The following is a 14558-nucleotide window of genomic DNA, read 5'->3' as shown; positions in this document are numbered from 1 at the left end:
CCTCCCTGGGCACGACCGAAGAGAGTGTTTAGGGAGGGCAGCAAATATGAAGCTTGCAGGTTTGCCAAAAGCCAGGGTGGGTCATGAATTATTTGACTCACCCCAGTTCTCAGTTCCAGCTCGTTCTTTTCAGGATAACCCTCTCTATCACTTTACTTTATTTCGTGACAAAGAGGGACAGTATAGACCTGCAAATTTGATTCAATCATATCCCAACGAAAATCACTTGTCCAAACACCCTCCCTGAGCCGACCGAAGAGAGTGTTTAAGGAGGGAAGTAAATATGAAGCTTGCAGGTTTGCCAAAAGCCAGGGTGGGTCATGAATTATCTGACTCACCCCAGACTCCAGTTCCACCATGTTCTCCAAAAGACAGCCCTCTCTATCACTTGGCTACACTGCGTGACAAAGAGGGACCGTTTATACAAGCGGACCCGATTATAACTTTTCAATTCTTTTCTAATTGCCAAATTCATCCAATTTAATCCAATCGCCTCACAAGCAAATGTACCCGTCCGAATACCCTCCCTGGGCACGACCGAAGAGAGTGTTTAGGGAGGGCAGCAAATATGAAGCTTGCAGGTTTGCCAAAAGCCAGGGTGGGTCATGAATTATTTGACTCACCCCAGTTCTCAGTTCCAGCTCGTTCTTTTCAGGATAACCCTCTCTATCACTTTACTTTATTTCGTGACAAAGAGGGACAGTATAGACCTGCAAATTTGATTCAATCACATCCCAATGAAAATCACTTGTCCAAACACCCTCCCTTGGCCGACCGAAGAGAGTGTTTAGGGAGGGCAGTAAATAGAATCTTACAAGTTTGTCAAAAGCCAGGGTGGGTCATGTATTCATAATTCGTAATTAAATAACTAGGGTGGGTCATAAAATTGAATGCACCATTTAACCAAAATTTTGGCAGATTCCGTAAGTCTGGTATGCCTTACGAAAGGAGGATTATTTTTTCTAAAAATGAGTGAGGACCATACCTTTATAAAAAGCGGATAAGCGTACTTAAAACACTTATTTTTTGAGGAATTTTTATACGAAAATCTGAAATAGCAGCCTCAAAAGGTGATGGGGTATTTTTTTTGAATTCATTGGGGTTTGTTGTTGTAAGTGTAAGTGTGTGAGTGATTAAGATGCTTCTGTAATGCGGATATAATGAATTAAATTTTCATTGTAGAGAATAAGTATGACTTTTCATCAGATAACATTTAAGGAAAGGCCTTATTTTCGGGTTACCGATTACAAAAAAAATGTTAAATTGAAAATTGGGAGTGTTGTTATGATAACCTTATAATTTGCTATTTTAGTTGGTTCGATTGAGCTATTTTAAGGGTATGTTTTGCTAACTATAATACTACAAAAATCCGAATATGTTTATTAATCTTAAGTTTTTCCAAAAAAGAGCTGCAGTGCTGTTTGCGCTTCTGGCTCTCTTTGCCTGTAAGGACTATAAAGAAAGATACGAAGATCCGCCATGGTTGGGTGGATCGAATATTGAAACCCTGCAGGCCGCAGGTGATTATACCATTTTTCTTGAATTAATGGACAGGGCCGGATATACTGAATCTGTTTCTAAAATTCTGTATACCTTGTTTGTGCCAAACGATGAAGCTTTTACAGAATATTTTCATTCCATTGGCAAAGAATCGGTGGATGACCTGACCGACGACGAGGCTTTTCAGTTATTCACATTGCATATCCTTGTCAATCCACGCTCACGTTACCAGTTAATCTACGAATACGTATGGAGCGAGGAACAGGGGCCAAACGGGGAATATGCCGGGCTGTTTTTCCGTAAAAGAACACCAAGCCGTTCAACACCCTATACGGAGTATGTCAAATACAATACAGATTTCGAAGGTGATTCCTTACGGATCTACACCGGAGATAAATATGTACCGCTGTGGAGTAAAGATTTCTTCGAAGATTATTTCGCGGCGACCGATGGTTCAGACTATACCTTTATTTATCCCAACAGTACTTACGATGCAGCTTCACCGTTGGCCAATCAGGCCATGAACTGGCATAATGCCAGGGTGATCCCGAATCCGGCAAAACCGGATGAACTGGGAGCAAGAACGTCCAGTGGGTTTATCTACTATCTTGATCAGGTGGTGGCACCAATGCCAAGTATTGAGGAGTATCTGCGTCAGCATCTCGATAAATACGGCGTGTTCTACGATCTGATGCAGCGCTTTGCCGATTATGGCTTACCCATAGTGGATGAGGATCAGAATACCTTTTATCAGAAATCATATGTTGATTTGCCCAACATAGCAAACGATGCAGGTCCCGGTGATGGCCCTGAGGTAAGGATGAAGGATGTGTACAGTGCGTTTATTCCAGAGGACAATATCCTGGAACCATATATCAATAACAAACTTCTGGCTTCTTATGGCAGTATCGACAGTGTGCCGCTTATCACCTTGTCGTATGTATTGCGAAGCCACCTTATTCGTTCACTGGGACTGGTGTCAAAAATGGAGCGGGGATTTTTCAATGATTTTGGTGATCCGCTTACATTAACCCGCGATGATATCAATTCGGGATATATGTGCAGCAACGGTGTATTCTACGACATGAAAAAAGTGCTGGAACCCAACGCATTTACTGGGGTTACTGGTGATCTCTTTTTTATTAAGGACTATTCCACTTTTCTGTTTGCCCTGAATGAAACCGGTATGATCCGGACTCTGGCCAGCGGATACCAGGATGTAACGCTGTTTGCACCAACAAACGATGAACTGGAAAAATCGAATGTACGGTATAATAAAGATGCCAATCAGATTGAATACTACGGTCCTGACGAAGTCTGGCGGAAAATGAAAACCGATCAGCTGACAGAGTTCGTTCAAAACCTTGTCACCTTCAATAAGGTAACAGATTTAAGTGGCGAGGGATTTCTTGAAATGAGCTCAGGTAACTATGTGCACTATCGGAATAATATTTTACAGGGACCTGAAAACCAGTATTTAAACGATAGCATAACCATTGTATACAGTAAGGAACCCAACGAAACAGGGATTCAGTATGGCATAACAAATGCCATTAAATCGCGGTATTACAGCATGGGTAAATTAATCTGGTTCGATCCGGAACTAACTGAATTTGCTGCCCTGCTTGATGGTTCACGGCTTTTGAACCGCCGTATCAAAGACAGCGATACCAAGGAGCTGATTCCAAGACTTTCCTTTGTCTCCAATTCAGATGCCTGGACGGTTTTTGCACCAACCAACGACGCCATTGCAGCTGCAAGAGATGCCGGACTGATTCCTGAGGACCGTGATTCCCTGATTGCATTTCTGGAGTATCATTTTGTAAAAGATGTGGTGTCATTCGATAACGGTGATCCCAGTGGTAGCGGAACATTTTCAACACAGGCAGAAGCACCGGAAACCCCCAACGGACCTAAGTTTTATACGGTGACAATTAATAACGAAATGAATAACCTCAGGGTTACAGATATGAGCGGACAGGTGGTTACTGTGGATCATGCCAAAGCCGATAACCTGGCTCAAAAGAGTGTGATTCATAAAATTAACTCCGTGTTAAAGTATCAGTAGTAACGTTGTAACGAGTCTTAAAATGAAAAAAATCTTACTTATCATAGCTTTAGCCGGAGGTCTTTTAAATGCACAGGCGCAAACCACTATCATTAAAGGGCAGGTGGTTGATGCCGAAACAAAGGAACCTCTTGTTGGCGTCAACGTAGTGGAAATTGATGAAAACGATCGTTTTCTTACAGGTGCCATTACGGATATGAACGGTAACTATGTCATTCAGACGGGTGATCCGGATAATCCGCTGCAGTTTTCTTATATCGGATACGAAAAGCAAACTATTCCGGTTAACGGGAAAACAACCATTAATGTGGAACTTGGAACCTCATCGACGGCGCTGAACGAAGTATCTGTATCCGGTTCACGAATGTCCAACGATGGCATAACAACCATCAGGGACAGGACCACCAGTGTGTCGCGCCTCGAATTTAAGGAACTCGAAACACAGATGGGAAGCTCTGTGGAGGATATGTTACAGGGACGTATCGCAAACGTGGATATTACTTCCGTCTCCGGTGATCCGGGAGCAGGCCTGAATATCAGAATCCGCGGTACAGCTACTCTGAATGCCAGGAATACACCACTGATTGTGGTCAACGGCATTCCGTATAATTCACAAATCGATGAAAACTTCGATTTTGCCACTGCCGATATAGAAAAGTTCGGTAACATGATAGATGTGGCACCCGAGGATATTGAAAGCATAGAGGTACTGAAGGATGCTGCATCAACAGCTATCTGGGGCTCAAGTGCTGCCAATGGTGTTTTGATGATTAAAACCAAACGCGGTATCAAGTCAAAACCTATTTTCGACTATACCTATAAATATGCTGTGGGCTGGGAACCGGATCCTCTACCAATGCTTGACGGAGGCGACTACTCCCGTCTTATTCTGCAAATGCATTACAATGTGGATCGCAATGAATTTTCAAATCAGTTCAATCCTAACAATGTGAATAATCTGGCAAACGAAATTGCCTTTGACCCGAGATGGACGGAGTATTATAATTTCAGTCAGGAAACCGATTGGGTAAGAGAGATCACTCAGCGTGCCAATTCACAACAGCATGTGTTCTCGGTGCGTGGAGGTGGTGATAAGTCACGGTACAATATGTCTGTGGGGCACTCCAACGAAACAGGTACTACCATTAATAACGGGCTTAAAAAACTGACTTTGCGCAGTTCACTCGACTATGATCTGTCATCAAAACTAACGTTTAAAACAGATATTCTTTATACCCGTTACGATCAGTATAATACGTACGATGCTGAAGATCCTGAATTCGGAAGTAAATTAATCAGATCTATCGCATATCGTAAAATGCCTAATATGAGTGTGTACGACAGGGACGAAAATAATGAGCATGTTGGCGATTATTTTACACCGGCAGAAACATTGCAGGGCAATGCCCGGGATATGTATAATCCGGTGGCTCTGGCAAATCTGGGTGTAAACGAACAGCTAAAAAATAATGCAAGGGCACTGTTTACATTGCGTTACCGGATTCAAAACAACCTGATCTTAAATTCTACCATCACCCTTGATATCTTCGATAATAAAAGGCACAGGTTTCTGCCATACGATGCCGTCGGTTACATTTACGACAGTGAAATAACCAACCTTGCATCAGATGAGTTTTCAAAGAAAAGCACCATTTATACTTATAATCAGCTGATTTATACACCGGTTCTGGGAGAAGGTCACAGTCTTACAGTAATGGGTCAGGTTGATACCGAGAAAACCAATCAACTATGGCAAAAGCAGCAGACCAGCCGTTCGGCATCACCTTACCTTCAGTTGCCTGCCGGTGATAAAACGATTGAATATATCGGACAGAACTTTTCAGAATATCGTTCGCTTGGTTTCTACCTGCAGGGTGCCTATAAATATAAGGACAAATACCTGGCTACCATGGGTGCCAAATATGAAGGGAATTCAAAATATAGTCCTGATAGCCGTTGGGGCTTATTCCCAACCGTTTCAGGTGCCTGGAGAATCAACGAGGAAAGTTTTATGGAAGATGCCACCTGGATCAATGACTTTCGTTTGCGTGTCAGCTGGGGGCAGAGTGGGAACTCACCCAATACAAACTATCTTTACTGGAACACCTATAATTCAAGTGCTCAGCTGTCTTATCTCAATTACCAGGGCGTTGAACCCAATGGCGTGGAATTAACCAGCTTGAGATGGGAGACCCTGGAGACATTCAACCCGGGTATATCATTTTATGGACTACGAAACCGCTTAAATGTTGAACTGGATTATTATACCAAAGTCACCAAGGACCTGTTTCTCGAAAACACCGCCATCCCGACCCATACCGGTTTTACGAGTATGAGTATCAACGAAGGACAGATGGAGAACAGGGGCTATGAAGTGATGGTGGATTACAAGATTCTTGAAAAGACGGCTTTTAAACTGAGCGTTAATGCCAACTTTTCTACCAACAAAAATATTGTGATCAGCCTGCCGGAGAACTTTGCCATGGAATACGGCGATATGCTGGCAAACGGGAATTACAAAATCAGTGTGGTACCGGGTGAACCACTGGGGGGATTCTTTGGCTACCGTTACCTTGGTGTTTATCAGAGCAATGAAGATGCTGTGGTGCGCGATGAAAATGGCGATCCCATTTATGGGTTGAATAAGACCGAACCCTTAAAAATGATCATGGGTGGTTCTGAAGGCTATACCTTTGAAGGTGGTGATGCCAAATACGACGACATCAACCATGATGGTAAGATTGATGAACTTGACCTGGTTTATTTGGGCGACCTGAACCCAAAAGTAATGGGTGGTACCGGTATCAGGGCTCAGTATAAGAATATTACATTCAATACCTTCCTCTATTTCAAGCTGGGTCAGAAAGTAATAAACCAGACCCGAATGGATACCGAAAAAATGTATAACTACGATAACCAGAGCAAAGCCACAAACTGGTACTGGAGAAATCCAGGTGATATTACCAATGTTCCGAGGCCCTTATATAACAAAGGGTACAACTGGCTTGGATCAAGCCGGTTTGTGGAAGATGGATCGTATATGCGTCTGAAAACCATATCGTTGAGCTATGATTTTAGCAGTGCTCTCCTGAAAAAGCTTCACCTGAGAAGTCTGAGAGTGTATGCCACAGGATACAACCTGTTTACACTGACTAACTATTCGGGACAGGATCCGGAAGTCGGACTCCCGAACAGGCCGGATACATTGCCAAAAGATTACAGCAGAACACCGCCATCCAAAAGGGTAATGTTTGGTTTAAATGTTTCATTTTAAGAATTGCAGCTATGAAGTTTGACAGAATATATAAAAAACCGGCAGCTATTGCAGTGCTGTTATTGTTCATGATCACATCGTGTAACGACTGGATGACGCTGATGCCTGAAGATGAATTACTGAAGGAAAACTTCTGGGGTAAAACTGAAGATGTGTACAGCGCAATGGGCGCCATGTACAACGCGTTCAGGGATGCATCCATGGAGAACCTGATATGGGGTGAACTTAGGGCAGATCTTATGGTGATCAACGATATATCTCCGTTCCAGGATTATGCACGCATTGCAGAAAGTAATATCAGCCCTACAAACGGTGCGGTAAGCTGGAGACACTATTATAAGGCCATTAACCTTGCCAATACACTGATGTATTATGATAAGGAAGTCTTTGAAATTGATGAGACATTTACAAAACGCATGATGGATGGTGTGGATGCCGAAGCGCTCTTTATTCGTTCACTGAGTTATTTTTATCTCGTGCGTTTGTGGAAAGATGTTCCATTGGTTATTGAACCCACCTTATCGGACACCACAGATATGTTTATTCCTAAAAGTTCAGAACGTGAAGTTTTAAACCATGTTATTAAGGATCTGCTGAAAGCCAAGGATATGGCATATACAACGGAGTTCTTCGGAAGCAATGCCGAACCGGGTTTCAGAACCGGAAGAGCCAATAAATATGCGATTATGGCGCTGCTGGCTGACGTGTATCTTTGGGATGAGCAGTACCGGCTTGCTTCAGATTACTGCGATTCAATTATCGCTTCTGGTCTGTACGATCTGGAACCGGCCGACAACTGGTTTAGTTTATACTATCCGGGTAACTCAAAGGTGGAAAGTATTTTTGAAATTCAGTACGACGATAATCTGGATTACCAGGAGAATCCCATTTATAACGATCTGATTCCACTGACAGGTGCAGCAAAAATAAGGTCTGATATGCAACAGTTAACCTTGCTGCTCTCAGAACAGGATATTCGCACCTGTAATCCTTCAAGCCCAAGAAATCCGGATCCGCTCAGGAAATATAAAAGCATTAGCATAGAAACCGGAATCCCACGTTCACAAAACCAGCGTGATGCCAATTTTCTGTACTATCGGTATGCAGATATTACCCTGATAAAGGCAGAGGCGCTGAACGAGTTGGATGATGTATCCGGAGCCAACGAGTGGCTGAGGAAGACCAAGGAAAGAGCAAACCTCTCGCATTCTCCTGTTGATACCAAAGAAGATCTCCGGACGGCCATACTGGAAGAAAGGGCCAAAGAATTTCTTGCTGAAGGGAAAAGATGGTTCGATGTACTAAGGGTTGCCAAACGCAACAGTTTTGAGCAGAAACAGCTCATCATAAGCATGATCCTGGCAGGTGCCGATATCAAGCAGAAACCGATTCTGCAGGCTAAGGTTTATGATACCCTCAGTTATTACCTGCCTATTCCGGAAGGGGATATCAGAACCAATCCGAATTTGATCCAAAACCCGTATTACGACAGATAATCAGAAAGCATGATGAAAAAGATAGTATTACATAACATAAAGTCCGTTTTGCCTCTGGCAATGTTGCTGGTCGTATTATTTGCCTGTAAAAAGGATCCCATCTACTGGAAAGTGGATTCTGAATTCCAGGTGATATCAGAGTATGTAGCCGATAATGCTGAATTTACGGAATTCAACAAGATGCTGGAGTATACAAAGTTGTACCGTATACTGAGTACACGGGGACCTTTTACCTTGTTTCTGCCAACTGACGAGGCGATTCAGAAATTTTACCAGGGAAATGGCTATTCTTCTTTTCGCGATTTTCCGGATACCAACATGGTTTATGACTTTGTCTACAACCATTTGATAGCCAATCAGATTACAACCGGTGATGTGGGCCTGGGTGCCTTGCGCGATACCAATGCACTTGGTGATTACATTGTAAGTGAATTCCAGAATGCAGATATTATTCTCAATAAGAAAGCAAAAATTATTGACAGGGACGTAGAGACGGCCAACGGATTTATTCATGTTGTGGACGAAGTTATTCCGATCATCACAAAAAGTATTTATCAGACCCTGAAGGACAATCCGTCATATTCAATATTTACGCAGGGACTTGAAAGGACAGGTCTAAGCGATACCCTGGATATTATCACCTTCCCTTACGGTAATAAAACGGCGAGAACACGCTTTACAGTGCTGGCTATTGCTGATACAACATACGGGCGTTATGGTATTACAAATATTGATCAGTTGATCAATCAGTTTACGGATATGCCTGATAGTCTTACTTTTCTGAATAACGGATTCTACCGTTATATGGAATATCATTGTCTGGCCAACACCTATTATCTGTCAGATTTTGAATCACAGTTATATCCGATTCTGTCGCATGATAATAATGTAAAGGCTACCATTACAGATGATTATAAGTTAAATTTAGATCCTGAAACAGAAACCTATACTGGGTTTTATGTGCCGGAATCCAATTATCCGGCTAAAAACGGCGCCTTACATACTATTAACGGCTTGCTGCCGGTTGAAACACCCAGTCCAACCACAATTATTTTTGAGGTCACAGATTATTTCGACCTGAAACAGGGCGATTATTTCGGTAAGTATTACATGAAATGGTTTGACGGGGAAAATACCTTTAAGTACATCAAATGGTCAGGTGATTATCTGCAGTATTACTGGAAGGATCACGATACGGGAACACTGTTAAACGATGATTGTCTGAACATGCTGGGCTACTGGTGGATTGAGATCACTACGCCTAAGATCATGAAAGGGAAATACCATGTATCCGGAAATATCTGGCAAAACCAGGTGGGCTATGAGGTATTCGTTGACGATGAAAGAATTGGAATCGTGAATTCCGGCGAAGTGCCTGATCTGGGTACATTTATTTGGGATAAAACCGAAAGGCATAAAATAAAACTGGTAGCCATTCAGTTTGGTGGCTTATTCTGGGACACAGTAACGTTTACACCGGTTGATTAAATGAATAATCTGATCCATAATCTAATATAGTTTGAAATGACAAAAAATCGCAAATATATATTCTGTTTAGCACTCATGGTCTCTCTTTTTATCGTGGGTGGTTCAGGCTATTTAACAGCGCAGACTGACAGCGTAAATATTTCAGGAACAGTGGTTGAGTCAGGTACAGGTAATGCACTGGGTATGGTATCGGTTTCAGATGCCGTTTCAGGAATATCAACCAGTACCGATGAAAAAGGAGAATTCAGCATCAGGGTAGGTGATGCCAATGCCATGCTGATTTTTAATTTGCCGGGATATACCAAACGCAGTCTCTATGTGCATGGAAAGACGACAATCCGGGTTTATCTTGTTCCGGAGATGTATAAATCCGAAGATAAACTTGTGATTACACCACTTGAGAATAAACAGCTTAAGAATGTTGTTGCTCCTTTGGAGGCGCTCACGGTTCAGGATATGGAGATGACAACCATAACCTCGTTTGATCAGGGACTTCAGGGGAAGATATCGGGTTTGTATGTACAGCAACAATCCGGCATGCCGGGCCAGCGGACCTATATGAATATCCGGGGTGGTTCATCACTTCTGGCATCCAACGAACCTGTGGTGTTTATCGATGGAATGCTGCATAATTACAATTATGCGAAAAACGGAATTCTGGAAGGCTTTACCCTCAATCCGATGGATATTATTGATGATGAAGACATCACCGATATCACCGTGATTAAAGATGGATTGTCTTTTCTTGGTTCAGCAGGCTCAAACGGCTTAATCAATATCAGTTCTGAACAGGAAGCTGAGGCCAGTACCCGCATTAAATTTTCGGCATATGGAGGTATGGCTTCAAGTCCGCAGCCACTGGAGGTGTTGAATGCGGATCAGTTTAGAACCTATTTTGATCAGGTACTCGGCGGTCAGGGTTACAGTACAGATCAGATCAACAACATGTATCCATGGTTGCATGGCAATCAGTCCGCTTTGGGGTATTACAAATACAACAACAGTACCGATTGGCAGAAGGAGATCTTCAAACCTGCTGTTTTGCAGAAGTACCATTTTTTTCTGAAGGGTGGTGACGAAATTGCTACATACAATATTTCTACAGGCTATATGGCTCAGGATGGTATTTATGATAATACGGGATACAATAGGTTCAACCTGCGCATCAATGGTAAAATAAATATTACAAACCATTTTTCTGTGAAGCCAAATGTGAAAATATCACTGGCTAACAGCACAACACCAAATCAGGGGTACAGCCATTTTAAAAACCCTATGCTGTCTGCTTTGCTTAAACCTTCCATTATGCAGACCAATGCACGGGATGCGCTCACAGGTGCAGTTTTACCATATCTTGATGATGTAGGTGATATATTCCCGGTGAGTAATCCGGTGGCAATAACACGGAATGCACTCGGTAAAAATGTGAACTATATTTTTGTAAGTTCTTTGAAAGCCACATATGAGTTCAGCGATAAACTGAGTGTTTCTACCTTGGTTGGTATCGACTATAACAACTCCCACGAAGATATTTTTCTGCCGGATATTGGTTTGGTTCAGGTGGATTCGGCAAAGAACAGTCCGCAGTATTTTATCAACGAGTTTCAATCGGTGCAAAGCCATACCATGGCGACCTATCATAATGTAAACAGTAATGGACACGCGTATTCTGCCAATGCCGGATTGCGTTATATGAAAAATAATTACAAGTATAACTATGCGATTGACCTGAATACAGCTTCAGACGAAATCAGTAGTCTGGGTAAAGGCGGAAAATATACCTATTTAAGAGAAGTGGGAGGTGATGAAACAGGATTGGTCTGGCTCTCTTATTTCGCAAATCTTGGCTATAATTTCAAACAGAAGTATTTTGTTGAAGCCGGTCTCTCTTACGATGGCAGCTCAGCATTAAGCGGTGATCAGAGGTTTAATCTGTATCCGTCAGTGGCAGCGGCATGGCGTCCTGTCGATAATTTTAAATTACGCGGTTCCTATTCTTCAACAGGGAACATGTTTAGCTCTGTATACTACAATTCCCAAAACTACTATGTCACCCGCCGTCTCAACAGCTCAGGTGTATTGTTACGTGAGGCGATCCCAAATCCGGACATGGAAATTGAACGGAAAAATACGGCTAACGTGGGAACAGATCTTACCTTTTTCGGACAACAACTTAATCTGCATATCGATGCTTATCAGTCCAATATCAACAATCTGCTGATGCAACAGGAACTGCCGTTTTATTATGGATATCCCGAATATTATAATAATGATGGTCAGCTAAAGATTTCAGGACTGGATGTTAGCCTTGATACCCGTCTTAATCTGGGGCCTGTAATATGGACCCTGGCCGTGAATGCTTCAAAAACGGTGACTGAAATAACGGCATTGTCGTTTATTGATCCGGAAGCAGATAAAATAGTCACGGACTTCTATGGCGGTCAGATGGTCACTTCCGTCGGAAACAGCAGGACTGCCTTTTACGGCTACGAGACCAATGGTGTTTTCAATACCGATGCAGAAGCAGCAGCAGTAACCGGACCAAATGGTGAGGTAATGCAGGCCGGCGATATAAAATACCATGATGCGGATAATAATAACATCATCAACGAAGCGGATAAAACAGTGATAGGAAATCCGAATCCTGATTTTTATGGTGGCGTATTTACAGCCTTTAAATTAAACCGCTTACAGCTTTCGGCTCAGCTTAATTATGCCGTTGGAAATGATGCCTTCAACTATGTGCGGTACCTCACAGAGTCGATGTATGGATACAGCAATCAATCTGTTTCAGTACTGAACAGGTGGACCGGTCCAGAAACATCAAATTCTGTTCCACGTTCTTCCATTGGTGATCCTACTGGTAACACGGTATTTTCTGATCGTTGGATTGAAGATGCATCATTTGTTAGACTGAAACAACTTACAATAAGTTATGATTTCCCAAAAGCATTTGGATTCAGAGGATTGACAGCATACGTAAGTGCAACAAACCTGTTGACTTTTACCAGTTATTCCGGTTATGATCCGGAGTTTCAATATGCAAACGATGCATTTGGTATGGGACTGGATTACGGTCAAATGCCTCAGACAAGGAAATTTATTGTGGGTTTAAAACTTGATTTATAATCCTGGAAAAATTTAAAACGATGGTATCAGAATCACTTAAAAGGATATTCAGACTTCTCGCTTTAGCAGCGGTTTTCAGTCTTACCATAGCCTGTAGCGACGATATATTTGATGTTCCGGTTGGGGAACGAATTACCCCCGATGAGCATTATCAGACCCTTGAGGATGCTATAGCATCGTTGTATGGGACACTGAGTGGTCTTCAGGATGTGGCACCAGACCTGATCCTGCTGGATGGCTTGCGCAGCGACCAGATGGATATCACCCCGAATGCGGCCAGCGATATCGCCGCTCTGTATAACCAGGAGTTTAGTGCAGGTAACCCTTACCTGGATTATTCAGGATTATACAGGGTGATTATAAACGTTAACGAGGTGCTTGCAAATATTGAAAGAGCGGCAGAAAAGGACAGGGATTTCAAGACGAATTATTTGTTTGATATGCGTTCAAACCTCTACGGTTTAAGAGCGTGGTGTTATCTGAATATAGCCCGTTTATATGGTGAGGCGGTTATGATAGATGACAATATGACCAGTCTGCCTGAAGACTTAAGCAGCATGACTCCCATTTCAAAAGCGGACGTCATTGATAAACTGATCAGTCAGTTTAACAGCGATTCTGTGATCTACGATCAGGACACGGCATCTGTTGCCAGGGACCAGGCCTATTTCATAGGTTTCCCAAATTACAAGGCTGTGCTAGGGGAATTATACCTGGAGAAGCAGGATTATGAAAACGCCATATATTATCTGAAACTTGGATTGGAAACGGCTCCGGCAATTGCAGGTGATGAAGCATATAAAGTTGATGCCTCTTATGACGAAGATGCCTGGGAATCTATCTTTCTTAATGCTGAGAATGCCATACTTGAAAACATGCTGGTTATACCGTATTCCATCAATCAGAAACAGGTAAATACCATGGTTGATCTTATGCTTCCAAACCGTTCGTTTATGGTGAAACCTTCGCAGGTTCTTGTGGATTCCATGGAAGCACAGGTCACTACCCGGCGCGATACGGCAGATGTTTACCGTGGCATGGGCATAACATATGATACAATTTCATCGGGTAATTATTTTATTAGAAAATACGACATTGACGAAGCGCAACCTTACAGTTCTGATATCGTGCTTCAACGCGCAGGTGATGTGCATCTTCTGCTTGCTGAAGCATTGAACCGCAACGGTCAGTCGGATGTGGCCCTCATGTTTTTAAATAACGGGATCAGTGGTGTGAGTCTATCCAAACGACCGGCAGGTTATTCGGCTTTCAGTAAAAACCGTGGTATACGAAACCGTGTGTTGTTGCAAAACAGGGAAATTCCGGATTCGATTACCGGGAATGAACGGGTAGAAAGGATTGAAGATCTCATTCTTCAGGAAAAAGCCATGGAATGTGCCTTTGAAGGAAAGCGTATGTCAGATCTGATCCGCGTGGCAGAACGACGTGACAATCCTGGGGAATATATCGGAAACATAATTGCTGCAAAATACGACAGTAGTATGGCGGAATATGTAAAACAGTTTTATATGAATAAAGAAAACTGGTACCTGCCATTTCACTGACAGGTCCGGAGTCCATACAAACACAACCTTAACAACTG

The 14558-nt window shown here is 42.6% G+C and carries 6 protein-coding genes; all 6 read left to right on the top strand.

The annotated features are described in order from the left end of the window. Positions 1 to 1375 precede the first annotated feature (1375 nt). From ACE1ET_RS13220 to ACE1ET_RS13195, 6 genes are read left to right on the top strand one after another with little or no spacing between them, the layout of a single operon-like run. Positions 1376 to 3568, top strand: coding sequence for a fasciclin domain-containing protein (locus tag ACE1ET_RS13220; RefSeq protein WP_375728886.1), 2193 nt, complete (start codon positions 1376 to 1378; stop codon positions 3566 to 3568). A 22-nt stretch (positions 3569 to 3590) separates the two neighbouring features. Beyond that, entirely contained in the window at positions 3591 to 6842 is a 3252-nt protein-coding gene (locus ACE1ET_RS13215) for a SusC/RagA family TonB-linked outer membrane protein (RefSeq protein ID WP_375728885.1), read from the top strand. Positions 6843 to 6853: 11 nt separating this feature from the next. Next, the gene (locus tag ACE1ET_RS13210) at positions 6854 to 8338 is read left to right on the top strand and encodes a RagB/SusD family nutrient uptake outer membrane protein (RefSeq protein ID WP_375728884.1); all 1485 of its coding nucleotides are present in this window, start codon (positions 6854 to 6856) and stop codon (positions 8336 to 8338) included. Between the two features lie 9 nt (positions 8339 to 8347). After that, positions 8348 to 9826 (top strand): fasciclin domain-containing protein, encoded by a 1479-nt coding sequence (locus ACE1ET_RS13205; protein WP_375728883.1) that lies wholly within the window; start codon positions 8348 to 8350, stop codon positions 9824 to 9826. A gap of 36 nt (positions 9827 to 9862) precedes the next feature. Next, a complete protein-coding gene (locus tag ACE1ET_RS13200; RefSeq protein WP_375728882.1) occupies positions 9863 to 12955 on the top strand; it encodes a SusC/RagA family TonB-linked outer membrane protein in 3093 nt (1030 codons plus the stop codon). Positions 12956 to 12975: 20 nt separating this feature from the next. Further along, on the top strand, positions 12976 to 14520 hold the full coding sequence (locus tag ACE1ET_RS13195) for a RagB/SusD family nutrient uptake outer membrane protein (protein ID WP_375728881.1): 1545 nt from the start codon (positions 12976 to 12978) through the stop codon (positions 14518 to 14520). The last annotated feature ends 38 nt before the right edge of the window (positions 14521 to 14558 follow it).

Source organism: Quyinboa mangrovi, assembly GCF_042219825.1.
Lineage (GTDB): Bacteria > Bacteroidota > Bacteroidia > Bacteroidales > UBA5342 > JBHJHP01.
The sequence above is the reverse complement of the archived record's forward strand: the minus strand, read 5'-3'. Positions and strand labels throughout refer to the sequence as shown.